Below are 14,002 nucleotides of genomic sequence, written 5' to 3'. Positions count from 1 at the left end.
GATGAATAATTTACAGAATAAGAGTTTCTTTGGGCGGATTGACTGGATTACCATTGGTCTATGGATGACCCTATGCTTGATCGGATGGTTCAACATCCATGCGGCGGTTTATGATGCAGAAAATCCAGGGTTGTTCAATTTGGCTACGAATTACGGAAAACAATCCATCTATATTTTTACTGCCCTGATCATCGGAATCTGTATTTTAATTATTGATTCCCGGTTCTTTATCTCTTCGGCTCCTATTATCTATATCCTGGTGATATTGCTCCTCATAGCGACCTTGGTAGTTGGACGAAGTGTTGGTGGAAATCAATCATGGATACCATTGGGAAGCTTCAGGTTACAACCTTCTGAATTCGGAAAGTTGGCGACCTGTTTATTGTTGGCCTATTACCTCAGCAATCAAACCAATAAAACGCCCAACATGAAGACCTTGATGATTGGTGCGGCAATTGTATTTCTTCCGATCGCTTTGGTTATGCTACAGAAAGATACCGGCTCGGCCTTGGTTTTCTTTTCCTTGATCTTTGTTTTTTATAGGGAGGGTTATATCGGTTCTTCGGTTTTGATTATCGGGGGATTGGCCATTCTGCTGTTTGTTCTGGCTTTATTGATCAACCAATGGATTCTCATTGGTATAATTGCCCTCATATGTGGTTTCTTTGCTTTTATGATGCGTAAAAAGCGAAAGAATATAATCAATATAGCCTTATTTTTTGCTTTTTCATCCATCTATATCCTCAGTGTAGATTTTGCCTACAATCAGATCTTGAAACCCCATCAAAGAAACCGTATTGATGTTATTTTAGGGAAGATTGAGGATCTACGTGGGGAAGGCTATAACCTAAACCAATCGAAGATTGCAATTGGATCGGGTCAACTTTTTGGTAAAGGCTATCTTCAAGGAACCCAAACGAAATACAATTTTGTTCCGGAGCAAAGTACCGATTTCATCTTTTGTACTGTGGGTGAAGAATGGGGTTTTGTGGGCTCGGTTATCTTGATTTCGATCTATGTGGCACTACTATTACGCATAGTAAACATTGCTGAAAGGCAAAGGACTGCCTTTGCCCGAATATATGCCTATGGGGTGGCTTCTATCCTATTTTTCCACTTCTTTATCAATCTAGGAATGACCATAGGTTTGGTACCTGTAATCGGAATCCCATTACCATTCATCAGCTATGGAGGTTCTTCCCTATGGTCATTCACCATTTTATTGTTTATTCTTTTACGATTTGACTCGTCGAGAAAAGGGCTATAACCTATCGAGTACCATTCGGATAGCTTTGTCCACAATCTCCTTGGGATTGCTGGCGAAGGTTTCATTTACCCGACTGGCTAGGATGGCGTTAATGGAGATTGCATGATGTCCTAACATATTGCTGAGTGCATATATTCCCGCTGTTTCCATCTCCAGATTGGTAATTTGATAGCCATTGACCTTGAAGGTATTGGCCTGTTTGATGAGATGGGGATAGGTATTTTGCGAACGCAAGTTCCTTCCTTGTGGCCCATAAAATCCCGGTGCGGTCATGGTTACTCCCTTTGGAATATCATGCGCAAATTTCTTCAAGAGCCTTTCGGAGGCATGAGCCACATATGGTTTGAAGCTAAGGTCATGGAATTTTTCGATGACAGCCTCTTGGATTTCTAATTCCTTGCTGTTATATGGCTTTTGATAATACTGCATGAGGGTATCAAAACCAATGGCATATTCGCTGGCCAAGATGGTACCCATGGCAATATTTCCTTGTATGGAGCCGGATGTTCCGATCCGGATAATGTCCAGTGATTTAATCTCCGATTTCAGGTTCCTGGTTTCAAAATCAAAGTTCAATAGGGCATCCAGTTCATTCAAAACGATATCGATATTATCTGTTCCAATGCCGGTGGAGATAACGGTCAATCGCTTACCATTCACATGGCCGGTATGGGTAATGAATTCCCTTTTTCCCTTTCGGATTTCGATATCATCAAAATATTTGGATACTTCGGGCACCCTGTCGGGATCTCCTACAAAGATGATGGTATCGGCAATGTCTTCTGGTTTTAGGTTAAGATGGTAGATACTGCCATCTGCATTAAGAATTAATTCAGAATCGTTAATCATATCGTTCGTAAGTAAGTGATTTTTAAGTCCGCTACTTTTTCAAGTTTCCCCAGGACTTCGTTCACTTGTAATTTACGAATTTCAAACTGCAATTTGCAATTCAAATCAAATTCTTGGTTTAATACCTGTAAATCTGCATCTTTCATGATCCGCATGACATCGTTCATCTGAACATAATCAAATTGGACTTCGTAGACATCATTTACGGTGAGTTCTATAATGTTTGCTACCTGGAGTGCTTCCTGGGTAGCGGTTTTGTAGGCATTGATCAAACCGGGTACACCCAATAGGGATCCGCCAAAATAGCGTACAACAACCACGAGCACATTGGTGATGTCCTGGGAAAGCAGGACGTTCAGGATTGGTCTTCCGGCTGTACCGGAAGGTTCGCCATCGTCGTTGATGCGAAAGACATTGCGGTCGGGGGTTAATCGATAGGCATAGCAATGATGCCTGGCTTTGGGGTGCTGGCTTTTCAGATCGGCAATGATATCCTTCAGGCTGGATTCATCCTTGAAGGGATAGGCATAGGCAATGAACTTGGAGCCCTTGTCGCGGAAAATCCCTTCCGAGGGCGATTCAATGGTCCGATAGGTATCTTCAAATAAACTCACAGAAATGCAATTAATAAAACGGAAATTAAAGCCAAAAATACCCCAATTTTATTGGAATTGCTAAGTTTCTCACGGAAAAGAAGGACACCAACCAAAGCGCCTACGGAGATTACCCCGATATTCATGCCCGTAAATACGATGGATGGGTTGTCTGGCAAGGCGCGATGTGCCTTCATATAGAATACGATATTGCCAAAGTTGAACATCCCGAGTATTAAGCCATAGGCTATGGATCTTAGATCCAAGGCTTGTTTCTTAATAAGGAGCAGGTAGGTTAGAAAGAGTATGGCAAAGCCCAAGGCTAGGACAAATACGATCCAAAGGGAGGACATGTAGGTGATTTCTGCTGATTGGGCGACTTGCTTGAAAAGGATATCAATGATTCCCATTCCGAAAAAGACGAGTAAAGGGAATATCCAGGTATTATCTGTGGAGTTGTTTTCGGTGTTACTTGTTTGGCTGCTATCTTTTTTGTTCCATCCGATGGAGAAGATAATGGCTAATATACCGACTGAAATCCCGATCAATTTGGTTGGTACGACCTCCTCTCCCATCCATAAAAATGCGGCTATTAAGGGGATGAAAAGGGATAAACGTTGGGCGACCTCTGTTTTTACAATTCCGCCATAGCGAATGGACATGGCAATGCAAATGAAGATGGCGGGTAATAAGAAGCCTAATGGAAGGTATAAACGCCAAGGCAGTTCTTTTTGCCAAGGGATGATTGCCGGTTTTAAAACCAAATAGGTTAATAAGAGTGCCATCGGATAGTTCCAGACCAGAAGCTGCAAGTAATTGACGCCTTTTTGTTTCGCCAATTTGATGATAACGGCAACTGTTACGGAACAGAGTACACTTAAAAGTACATAGATCATACGGATAATGTATTTTGACTCCGCAAATATAAGCTTATCCTAATTATTTATTTATCAGTTGGGGGGTTGGGTTTATAGCTAATGTTATGTTTCAAGAAATAGGTCCCTTTTCTGTTTCCATTTTTGACAGGTTGGAAGTGTATCTCATCCAAAAATAAATCTTCGATGTTTTTCATTTCTTGATGAATGCGATCAAGTATTTCATTTCGAATTACATTTGTTTAAATTGCATGCTTTAAACCTACTTTCATAAATCTTATCCTACCTAATGTATCGATTAAAATATCAGAATTTAAGATTAACGATTGATTCCTATAAGATGGTACCCATTTTTCAAATATTGGGAATAGCCGAGTCTTTATTTGATTATTAATCAATTTTTCGAATGGTTCAAGTCTTGGTTTAGGGATGGAATCAAAATCGGATAGGTATATTTTATGGTCGCCATATCGTTTCTTAATCTGATTTAATTCATCCAGGTCAATCGTTCTATAGTATTGTTTAAACCCTAGACCTAGATCCTCGATTAACTTTCCACCACGTATGGTGTATATGTCTTTTGAAAATCCCTCCTCACCAAACTCTCCATTTTTTTTATTTGGGGTAAATAAAATCTTACCATTAGATAAAAAACCAATTTTATTCAGAGGTTGCCACATCCCATCTATTAAAACCTTTTTGAATTTAGGGTCGTAGATACTTTTTTCAATGATAATCAACGGATAGTTATAATACATCAATAGGACCACCATATTTTTATCATCATAATATATCTGGTAATTTCCTTTAAAGAATTCATGGTATTTGGATGGATCATCAGGTTTGTATTTCTCTAAAATAGTTGATTTCAAAATATTTAACCTATTAACTCTTCCTCCTAAATTAATTCTTTCTGGCAGATATGAATTGCGGGAATTCTCTAATGATTGTTTACTATTAAGATTCTGTTTTCCCTTCTCATTGGAGGTATCCAATAATGTATTTCGTTTTTTATCAATTTCAACCTTATTAACCTCATTTGAATTAAATAGATGCAGCTGATGAGGAGGAAGTAAAAAATTGGCGAAAATTAAAATCACCAAAATTATCAATCCAAATTTGATGTTCTTCATCATTTCAATTTGTTTATTTTAAGATGATAAACACTAATAAATTGCATAAACGATTTTTTCAAATGAAAAATAGGCGATAATTCTGAGGATATTTTCATTATATAATCATCATATTTAGATTATTTTTATGATTATATTTTGATTATTTTTCGTTTTTTTAATTAAATTTTAATGTTTTTTTTTGACAAAATTACACTCAAATATTTATCAATTATTTCAATATAAAATATTGTAAAATAGTCTTAAATATCTTATATTTAAATATTTATATTTTTTTATCTTATTTTTTATTCAATTTTTAGACTGCAATTTGCATTAATTTATACATGATTTTTAATCATATTTTCCATTAGTTTTTTCATGTTTTTTATCCATATTTTTTGACTAAAAATCAATTATTTTAAAAAAATATTTTGCAGTTATGCAGATTAGCTCTATATTTGACTCAAATTAAACGGGAATGCACAAACAATACACATATACAAACTTTTGGTTCTTTTATTTTTATGATAAGAGCAGGGACTAGTATATGGTATCGGAAGCGATATATGAGGTCCCAAATGTAAAGTTTGGGACCTTTTTTTTGGGCATCCGGTAAAGCATTCAACAATAAACAACACAGTAAAATTTAAAATGAGCGAGAAAACAAGAATAGCCATCCAAGGAGTTAAAGCATCCTTTCACGAAGAAGCAGCATACAAGTATTTCGGTACGGAGATCGAAACATTGGAATGTACCTCTTTCAAACAGACTTGCGAAATGTTGAAACAAGGAAAAGCAGACTACGTGGTAATGGCGATTGAAAACTCGATTGCAGGTAGCATCCTGCCAAACTACAACCTCCTGAGGGATTACCGATTCCATATTATTGGTGAGGTCCATCTGAACATTCAGCAACATTTATTGGCGCTTCCAGGGGTTAAGCTTTCTGATATACATTATGTAGAGTCCCACCCTATCGCTATCCGCCAATGTGATGAATTCCTTTCCGAGCATCCTGAATGGACGATAAAAGAGGGAATGGATACCGCTGCATGTGCTAAAAAAATATTGGATGATAAGTTGACAAACACCGCAGCGATCGCTTCTGAAGCTGCTGCAAAACTATACGGTTTACAGATCCTGGAAAAAAGGATAGAAACCAATAAGAAAAACTCCACCCGTTTCTTGATTCTATCCAACGACTTGGAGGAACAGAAAAATGCAAACAAAGCATCTATTTCTTTCCAGACTTCTCATGCGATTGGCGCCTTGGCCTCTGTGTTGCAATGTTTTGCAGAGCAGAATGTAAACTTGAGTAAGATCCAATCCATGCCAGTTGTAGGACGTAGGAACGAATACGACTTTTATGTGGATGTGGAATGGAAAAAGCAGTCGGATTATGATGCTGCCATCCGCAAGGTCCTAAAACATACCGTGAACTTCAGTATCATGGGTGAATATGTGAAAAACGAAAAAATCTAAATCTAATTAAATACGTAAAAATTAAAGACAACATACAATGAAACATTCATTAGACATCCTTCCTTTAAAATCTTGGTTAGACACAGGGGATAAACCATTAATCATCGCGGGACCATGTAGTGCAGAGACAGAAGAGCAATTGGTATCCACTGCACATTTGTTGGCCAACACTGGAAAAGTGAATGTATTACGTGCCGGAATCTGGAAACCACGTACGCGTCCAGGAGAATTCGAAGGTATCGGAAGCATCGGTTTGGAATGGTTGAAACGTGCTAAAGAAGAAACCGGATTGTTAACGGCTACTGAAGTTGCTACAGCAAAACACGTGGAAGAAGCCTTGGCAGCTGGCGTAGATGTACTTTGGATCGGTGCCCGTTCGACGGCAAACCCATTCACTGTTCAGGAAATCGCTGATGCGCTTCAAGGTGTAGATGTTCCTGTATTGGTTAAAAACCCGGTAAATCCTGATTTGTCTCTTTGGATCGGTGCGCTTGAGCGTGTGAACAGAGCAGGTATCAAAAAATTGGCAGCTATCCACCGTGGATTCTCTTCTTACGAGAAAACAGCTTTCCGTAATGAACCGATGTGGGATCTTGCCATCCAATTAAAAACGATTGCTCCTGATCTTCCGATCATCAACGACCCTAGCCATATCTGTGGTAACCGTGAGCTGATTCCTTACGTGACCCAAAAAGCGATGGACATGGATATGCAAGGATTGATCATTGAATCACATATCGATCCTTCGGTAGCTTGGACTGATGCCAAACAACAGGTTACGCCTGCAGGATTAGCTGAACTATTGGACAATCTTTCTGTTCGTAAACCGGAATCAAACAACCCTATTTTCGAGGATAAATTGGCTGAATTACGTAAGCAGATCGATAAGATCGATGACCTTTTGATCAAACAGATCGGCGACCGTATGAAGATTGCAGAGAAGATCGGTGAAGTTAAAAGAGATAACAACGTAACGATCCTTCAGGTGAACCGTTGGGATGAGATTGTTCAGAAACGTGTTCAATTGGCAAAAGCATTGAACCTGAGCGAGGAATTCACCGTGAAATACCTGGAGTTATTGCACAACGAATCTATCCGTAAGCAAAATGAGGTGATGAACACAAAAACTGTGACGGAGGCCTAATGACTGCGGAAAGCATTGTTGTAAAACACCCATCCAAAAATATAAAAGGCACGGTTCAACTTACTGGCTCAAAGTCAGAGAGCAACCGTGCTCTTATTATCCAAGCATTGAGCAAGGGCTTGGTGAAGGTTGAAAACCTTTCAGAAGCTGCTGACACAGTAACTTTGAATGCTGCTCTGACCTTGGCTTCCAATGCATCTTCTTCCAACGAAACGTTGATCGATATTGGCCCTGCTGGTACAGCGATGAGGTTTCTTACCTCCTACCTGAACCTGATAAAAGGAAACTTTATCTTAACTGGAACTGAACGTATGCAACTTCGTCCGATCGGAATCTTGGTTGATGCCTTGAAAGATTTGGGCGCTGACATCCATTATCAAAAAAAGAGTGGCTTTCCGCCCTTAAAAATTGAAGGGGGAATGATCCAAGGAAAAGAAAAGATCAGTATCCAAGGCAATGTGAGCAGCCAATATATCTCATCCTTATTATTGATTGCTGCTAATCTCAAAAAAGGTTTAACAATAGATATCCAAGGGGAGCTGACCTCGAGACCATATGTGACTATGACCTTGGAAATGTTGAAGGAATGTGGGATTGACTATTCGTTTACAGAAAACCAGATCCATATTGCTAAGCAGGATTACCAAGAAACCACCATCTATGTGGAGCCTGATTGGAGCGCTGCCTCCTATTGGTATGCCATCGTGGCTTTATCCGAAAATGGGCATATCGTACTTCCTGGACTAAAAGAACACAGCCTTCAAGGTGATATGGCAATCGTAGAGATCATGAGCCATTTCGGTGTGTCGTCCAGTTTTGAGCAGGATGGTCTGCATTTAAGGAAAACCACGCTTGATTCTGAAAAGACATATTTTGATTTTAAGGAATGTCCCGATTTGGCGCAAACTGTTGTTGTAGTTGCTGCTGCTTTGAAAAAGGATGTTACTTTTACAGGCCTGGAAACTTTAAAAATCAAAGAAACAGACCGCATCTTGGCTTTACAGACAGAGATTGCCAAATTTGGCGCTCAGCTGGAGGAAGATCAACAAGATTATCACCTGAAAACGTCTGCTGTATTTACCCCTGAAACAGTAACCTTTGGCACCTATGAAGACCATAGAATGGCGATGGCATTTGCACCATTAGCCATGGTATTTCCGGAGGTGATCATCGAAGAACCGATGGTGGTAGAAAAATCCTATCCGGAATTCTGGAAGCATTTAAAGGCTCAAGGTTTCGAGATCAACGACTAATCAATCTTTAAAGAATCAGGATCAAAGATCTAATCAATTTTTATAGAATAAGCTATTTATTTAATAGGCTAAATTATTTAACATCATTTTTCATATATTTACGGGCATTATAGCATTATGGCAGGAAATTCTTTTGGCGATATTTTTAAGATTACCACTTTTGGTGAATCTCACGGGAAGGCTATCGGGGTAATTATTGATGGTTGTCCATCATTAATCGACATCGATGAGGAATTTATCCAATCGGAATTGGATAAACGCAGGCCAGGCCAATCTAAAATTACTACCCAACGGAAGGAAAGCGATACTGCACAGATCCTTTCGGGAGTTTTCGAAGGAAAATCTACCGGAACGCCGATTGCTATAGTGATTCCCAACGAGGATCAACGCTCTAAAGATTACTCGCATATCCAAGATAAATTCAGACCTTCACATGCCGATTACACTTACCAACAAAAATATGGTATCCGTGATTATCGTGGTGGTGGTCGTTCATCTGCTCGCGAAACAGCTGCTCGGGTAGCCGCTGGAGCTATTGCAAAACTATTTTTAAAGAAACATGGTATCGAAGTATTCGCACATGTTTCTGGTGTTGGCCATATTGAAGCGCCAAATATCGATGTTACAAATCTTTCTGCGCTATTGGAGACCAGAGAGGCAAATATTGTTCGCTGCGCAGACCCTGCAACAGCAGCTGAAATGGCAGAATTCATCGATGGCATCCGTAAAAATGGGGATACCGTTGGCGGAAGAATCTCAACCATAATCCGCAATGTACCAGTGGGTTTAGGGGAGCCGGTATTCGACAAACTGCATGCCGATCTTGCCAAGGCAATGATGGGGATCAATGCAGTGCATGGTTTTGAATATGGTTCAGGTTTTGAAGGTTCCTTTATGAAAGGTTCAGAACATAATGATATATTTGTCAACGAAGATGCTAAAGTAAAAACATTAACCAATTTTTCTGGTGGTATCCAAGGCGGCATTTCCAACGGCATGGATATTACCTTTAAAACTGCATTTAAACCTGTGGCAACCATCATGCGTGATCAAGCAACAATAAATGAGGAAGGCCAAGAGGCTACAATCTCTGGCAAGGGACGTCATGATCCTTGCGTGGTACCTCGTGCTGTGATCATCGTGGAAGCGATGGCGGCATTGGTGATTGCAGATCACCTATTGAAACATAATGCTTATTTAAATAATGCCTATTAGCGACTATATTCTATCCTGCGATATCGGGGGTTCACATATTACATCTGCTATTGTCGACAGGTCGACATGGACAATTATTGAAAAAACTATCACGCGTTCGCATGTTAATTCGCTGCAAAATGCTAAATCGATTTTTCAAGAATGGACCTCCAACATGAAAAACTGCTTGGCCAAAATGGAATCCCAAGTGACCCAAATCGGCATTGCAGCACCCGGTCCCTTTGATTATGAAAAGGGAATCCCACTGATGAAGGGGCAGGCAAAATACGATAGCATTTATAAAGTTCCGGTAACAGACCCTATTATTGAGGGAATCGGAGATGAAAACCTCCATATTCGTTACATCAACGATGCTGCGGCATTTTTACAGGGTGAAGTTTTCGGAGGTAGACTGGAACATAAAGATTGTGTCCTGGGGGTAACTCTAGGAACAGGATTGGGATCGGCTGTTTGGCGGAATGGCGAAAAGGCATTCGATGCGGATCTATGGAACACAGCCTATCAGGATTCCATCTATGAAGAATATTTGGTAACCCGTTGGTTCACCAAAAGATTTGAGGAATTGAGCGGAAAATCAGAAAAAGGGTTGCGTGAGATTCTGGAGAACAACATAGGCGCAGAAGTTGATCAATTATTAAAAGAATATAGTCAAAACCTAGCCAGCTTCCTTCATTTCTTTAGCCAAAAGCATCAATGTAAGCATTTGATTATTGGCGGAAATATCGTAAAGGCATGGGATCTTATTTTTAAAGATAAATCCCTTTTGGAAGGTTTGGACATCTCCATAGGCAAATACCAGGAACATGCGGCCATTATTGGTGCTGCTTCCCTATTTTCAAACGAAGAACAATAAATCAGGTAATTAAATCTTAAATCGGAAAATATCCTCCTTAGAACAAAGGAGGATATTTTTTTGGATTGCTTTCAGACATGATCTGATAAGCAGTTTCTACCACATCATCTACAGCAGGTTTGGTGAAGTAATCACCATCTGATCCGTATGGCGGTCTATGTGCTTTAGCAGTCAAAGTCCTAGGTTTAGCATCTAGGAAGTAATAACCACCTTGTTTTTCTAAAATCTCATGGGTAATGAACGCTGATGCCCCTCCTGGAAAATCCTCATCGACAACCAATAATCTATTGGTCTTCTCCAATGATTTTGCTGAAATAGCTTCCCTATCAAAAGGTTGTAGACATTGTGCGTCGATAATTTCAATCGAAATTCCGACCTTATCCAATTCCAATGCAGCCTCTTGAACGATCCTTAGCGTAGAGCCATAGGAAACAACAGTGATATCAGATCCTTCCCTTAACAGCTCTGCCTTGCCGATCGGCACGGTGAAATCACCAATATTTGCAGGCATTTTTTCTTTCAAACGGTACCCATTCAAGCATTCGATGACCAATGCTGGTTCATCCCCTTTTAATAAGGTATTGTACATACCAGCAGCTTGCGTCATGTTCCTTGGTACACAGATATGCACTCCGCGAAGCCCGCCCAATAAAACTGACATCGGAGAACCCGAATGCCAGATGCCTTCTAAACGGTGCCCCCTCGTTCTCACGATCAAAGGCGCCTTCTGCTGACCTTTAGTCCGATAGCTCAAGCTTGCCAGATCATCACTCAATACAGGAAATGCGTAGATCAGATAATCGAGGTATTGGATCTCAGCAATCGGTCTGAAACCACGTACCGCAAGCCCAATACCCTTCCCAATAATGGCAGTCTCCCGAATTCCAGTATCAAATATACGTTGTTCACCAAATTCCTCCTGTAGTCCAGCAAAACCTTGGTTCACATCTCCAATTTTCCCTACATCTTCTCCAAATGCCAATAAACGAGCATCCTTATCAAAATTAGCTCGGAAGCAGGCATTCAGTACTTCCCTACCATCTACAATAGCCGCATCTGCATCATAGTTTGCAGGAATCTCCTCCACCTTTAGCGGAGAATGCTGCGTAGAAGAATACAACTTATCGTTGAAGCGGAAATTATTAAGCTCCTGACTTTTTTTGTACCAAGCCAATAACTCTTCTTTTCCAGCAACTTCCACCCCGCGTAGCTCCCTGATCACCCTTCTAACATTGACATAAACCTCCTTTAGAGAAGGCTCTGTAATGGACAATAAAGTTTTCAACGGAATTTCCACTGCGTGGTGATTGATCCCCTTAAGCAACTCAACGGCTTCCGTAAGATCAACCTGTAAGGTCTTTTTATAATCTGACCAGGCACGTTTCTGTTCTTGCCGAACAAAATCCTTGGCCTCTGATTCAATCTGTTTTAATTCCTCTTCATCAGCAATACCCGAACTCAACATCCATTCCCGCATGCGGTCATTACAGTCAAAATCGGTCTCCCAAGTCAAGCGTTCGGGAGATTTATATCTTTCATGCGAACCCGAGGAAGAGTGTCCCTGAGGTTGGGTCATTTCATATACATGCACCAAACATGGTTTGCAATGCTCACGAGCATATTCTGCAGCTTTTTCGTACACCTCACAAAGCCCGGCATAATCCCATCCTTTGACCTTAAAGATCTGATAGCCTTGTCCTGACTCATCCTCCTGAAATCCCCTCAACACGTTGGAAATATCCCCTTTGGTTGTTTGAATTTCATTAGGCACCGAAATCCCATAGCCATCATCCCAAATGGAGATCACGACAGGAATCTGTTTTACCCCAGCGGCATTCACCGTCTCCCAGAACACACCTTCCGAGGTAGATGCATTTCCAATGGTACAGAAGATTACTTCCTGACCATCTTTGGTAAACTTTTCACTGTGAGAAAGCCCTGGATTGTTACGATATAGTTTAGAGGCTAAGCCGAGGCCGAGAATCCTGGCCATCTGCCCACCTGTAGTAGATACATCCGAAAAGGAGTTGACCTGAGCGGTCTGATCCAACCATTCGCCATCCTCATCCAATAATTTCGTGGAGAAATGGGCCACCATCTGCCTACCTCCGGAGGAAGTATCAGCGGAAAGATCGGGATTGGAATATAATTGGGAAAAGAAATGATAGATACTGCTGATGCCTAAGGCAAATGCTAAGGTTTGATCCCGGTAATACCCAGAACGCCAATCTCCAGGTTTGAAAACCTTGGATAAAGCAATTTGTGCTAATTCTTTTCCGTCGCCAAAAATCCCAAACTTTGCTTTTCCGGTCAGCACTTCTTTCCTTCCCAACAAACTTACGATACGGCTTTGAACGGCTAGTTTATAATCGTCTATAAGGACCTGGCGGAATTCCTCATAACTAATTTTCTCTGAATTAAATTGCACTGGTCTTGTCGCGTTTAAATCTGACATTAAAGTGTTTCCTGTTTTAACAAAAGTAATAAAATAAACCTGTATATCTTAATCCGAAGAGAGGTTTAATCCCATGTAATTTGAATTAATCACTTAACATTAGGACTTTATTCACTACTTTTAGCCGTATTTTTATTTTAACATGAGTAATATCCATTTTTTTGATGCTAGCAACGGCGCAGGAAATTTTGGTGATCTAGAGAAAACCATTGCTGTCAACAACCTATTAGAGATCCCTTTGCCCGAACGGGATGGGAAATGGATTGCAGCCTTTATTGAAAATATTTCCGAAGCGAATTTACAGGTAGCCGAACCTGAGATCATTATGAGTACGGAGGGCTTCCCCTACTTTAACCTAAAAACGGTGGCCAATGGGGAGAATTTCCATGCCTATGTGATAAAAAATAAACTTTCGACCTTATTAAAAAGCGGATTTGGGGTGGCGATCAATACCCATAAGGAGCAGCCGGATTGGATGTTCAGTTATGGGGATCTGTTGAACCTGGAATTGAATGGCGAATATTACACCGATGAGAGCCTATTTTCCAAGAACACGGGTGATTTTGCAATCGGAAGCGATGAGGAGATCCTTGTTGGTCAACCATCCGAGGAGATCCTACCTGCCTATGTGAGGCGACATATGAGTGAATTCCTACAATATTCAGGCGTTCGAAATCCGATGGTCATGTTGATCGCTAGGAATTATACCGATGAAGAAAAAGTTTCGCAGGACCTGGTGCTGAATCTTACGCCAAAGAACTTTGCGAATGAGCGGGAATATCAGCAGTCGATGAATACCATTTCCTGGTTTCTACCAAAACATTATTCATTGGTTGGATTAGATTCGGAAGCGGTTGAATCGGGTTTTCAACCCCTATAGTCCAAATAAAAATTTAATAAT

At 40.4% G+C, this 14,002-nt stretch carries 12 protein-coding genes; 7 read left to right on the top strand and 5 right to left on the bottom strand.

Annotation, left to right across the window (positions count from 1 at the left end; translation table 11 throughout):
- Position 1: 1 nt before the first annotated feature.
- Positions 2-1,267 (top strand): rod shape-determining protein RodA, encoded by a 1,266-nt coding sequence (rodA, locus tag CRJ00_RS02410; protein ID WP_099365311.1) that lies wholly within the window; start codon positions 2-4, stop codon positions 1,265-1,267.
- On the opposite strand, the gene CRJ00_RS02405 is transcribed toward rodA, so the two are convergent.
- The 4 genes from CRJ00_RS02405 to CRJ00_RS02390 all read right to left on the bottom strand — a co-directional run bounded on the left by CRJ00_RS02405 (position 1,262) and on the right by CRJ00_RS02390 (position 4,720).
- Entirely contained in the window at positions 1,262-2,116 is an 855-nt protein-coding gene (locus CRJ00_RS02405) for a nucleoside phosphorylase (RefSeq protein WP_099365310.1), read from the bottom strand. The genes rodA and CRJ00_RS02405 overlap by 6 nt on opposite strands.
- On the bottom strand, positions 2,113-2,730 hold the full coding sequence (locus CRJ00_RS02400) for an IMPACT family protein (RefSeq protein WP_099365309.1): 618 nt from the start codon (positions 2,728-2,730) through the stop codon (positions 2,113-2,115). The genes CRJ00_RS02405 and CRJ00_RS02400 overlap by 4 nt, the downstream gene beginning before the upstream one ends.
- A complete protein-coding gene (locus CRJ00_RS02395; RefSeq protein WP_099365308.1) occupies positions 2,727-3,605 on the bottom strand; it encodes an EamA family transporter in 879 nt (292 codons plus the stop codon). Before CRJ00_RS02395 ends, CRJ00_RS02400 begins: the two co-directional genes overlap by 4 nt.
- Before the next feature lie 221 nt (positions 3,606-3,826).
- Positions 3,827-4,720 (bottom strand): hypothetical protein, encoded by an 894-nt coding sequence (locus CRJ00_RS02390; protein ID WP_099365307.1) that lies wholly within the window; start codon positions 4,718-4,720, stop codon positions 3,827-3,829.
- Between the two features lie 630 nt (positions 4,721-5,350).
- On the opposite strand from CRJ00_RS02390, the gene CRJ00_RS02385 reads away from it, so the two are divergent.
- The 5 genes from CRJ00_RS02385 (at position 5,351) to CRJ00_RS02365 (ending at position 10,646) form a co-directional block, all read left to right on the top strand.
- Entirely contained in the window at positions 5,351-6,181 is an 831-nt protein-coding gene (locus tag CRJ00_RS02385) for a prephenate dehydratase (protein WP_099365306.1), read from the top strand.
- A 37-nt stretch (positions 6,182-6,218) separates the two neighbouring features.
- Positions 6,219-7,325 carry a chorismate mutase gene (locus CRJ00_RS02380; protein WP_099365305.1) on the top strand — a complete coding sequence of 369 codons (1,107 nt, stop codon included), beginning with the start codon at positions 6,219-6,221 and terminating at the stop codon, positions 7,323-7,325.
- Entirely contained in the window at positions 7,325-8,578 is a 1,254-nt protein-coding gene (gene aroA / locus CRJ00_RS02375; protein WP_099365304.1) for a 3-phosphoshikimate 1-carboxyvinyltransferase, read from the top strand. Before CRJ00_RS02380 ends, aroA begins: the two co-directional genes overlap by 1 nt.
- A gap of 117 nt (positions 8,579-8,695) precedes the next feature.
- Positions 8,696-9,793 carry a chorismate synthase gene (aroC, locus tag CRJ00_RS02370; protein ID WP_099365303.1) on the top strand — a complete coding sequence of 366 codons (1,098 nt, stop codon included), beginning with the start codon at positions 8,696-8,698 and terminating at the stop codon, positions 9,791-9,793.
- Positions 9,783-10,646 carry an ROK family protein gene (locus CRJ00_RS02365; RefSeq protein WP_099365302.1) on the top strand — a complete coding sequence of 288 codons (864 nt, stop codon included), beginning with the start codon at positions 9,783-9,785 and terminating at the stop codon, positions 10,644-10,646. The genes aroC and CRJ00_RS02365 overlap by 11 nt, the downstream gene beginning before the upstream one ends.
- Positions 10,647-10,683: 37 nt before the next feature.
- On the opposite strand, the gene CRJ00_RS02360 is transcribed toward CRJ00_RS02365, so the two are convergent.
- Positions 10,684-13,101: an alpha-ketoacid dehydrogenase subunit alpha/beta gene (locus CRJ00_RS02360; protein ID WP_099365301.1), complete on the bottom strand. Its 2,418-nt coding sequence runs from the start codon at positions 13,099-13,101 to the stop codon at positions 10,684-10,686.
- 142 nt (positions 13,102-13,243) lie between these two features.
- Here CRJ00_RS02360 and CRJ00_RS02355 point away from each other — a divergent pair, with 142 nt between their 5' ends.
- Complete coding sequence (locus tag CRJ00_RS02355; RefSeq protein ID WP_099365300.1) at positions 13,244-13,981, top strand: hypothetical protein; 738 nt, start codon at positions 13,244-13,246, stop codon at positions 13,979-13,981.
- Positions 13,982-14,002 lie beyond the last annotated feature (21 nt).

Source organism: Sphingobacterium sp. 1.A.4 (assembly GCF_002734245.1).
Classification (GTDB): domain Bacteria; phylum Bacteroidota; class Bacteroidia; order Sphingobacteriales; family Sphingobacteriaceae; genus Sphingobacterium; species Sphingobacterium tenebrionis.
The sequence above is the reverse complement of the archived record's forward strand: the minus strand, read 5'-3'. Positions and strand labels throughout refer to the sequence as shown.

Coding starts and splice junctions, on each gene's coding strand:
- CRJ00_RS02365 (WP_099365302.1), top strand. CDS start 9,783: ATGCCTATTAGCGACTATATTCTATCCTGCGATATCGGGGGTTCACAT.
- CRJ00_RS02395 (WP_099365308.1), bottom strand. CDS start 3,605: ATGATCTATGTACTTTTAAGTGTACTCTGTTCCGTAACAGTTGCCGTT.
- CRJ00_RS02405 (WP_099365310.1), bottom strand. CDS start 2,116: ATGATTAACGATTCTGAATTAATTCTTAATGCAGATGGCAGTATCTAC.
- aroA (WP_099365304.1), top strand. CDS start 7,325: ATGACTGCGGAAAGCATTGTTGTAAAACACCCATCCAAAAATATAAAA.
- CRJ00_RS02355 (WP_099365300.1), top strand. CDS start 13,244: ATGAGTAATATCCATTTTTTTGATGCTAGCAACGGCGCAGGAAATTTT.
- rodA (WP_099365311.1), top strand. CDS start 2: ATGAATAATTTACAGAATAAGAGTTTCTTTGGGCGGATTGACTGGATT.
- CRJ00_RS02360 (WP_099365301.1), bottom strand. CDS start 13,101: ATGTCAGATTTAAACGCGACAAGACCAGTGCAATTTAATTCAGAGAAA.
- CRJ00_RS02385 (WP_099365306.1), top strand. CDS start 5,351: ATGAGCGAGAAAACAAGAATAGCCATCCAAGGAGTTAAAGCATCCTTT.
- aroC (WP_099365303.1), top strand. CDS start 8,696: ATGGCAGGAAATTCTTTTGGCGATATTTTTAAGATTACCACTTTTGGT.
- CRJ00_RS02380 (WP_099365305.1), top strand. CDS start 6,219: ATGAAACATTCATTAGACATCCTTCCTTTAAAATCTTGGTTAGACACA.
- CRJ00_RS02390 (WP_099365307.1), bottom strand. CDS start 4,720: ATGATGAAGAACATCAAATTTGGATTGATAATTTTGGTGATTTTAATT.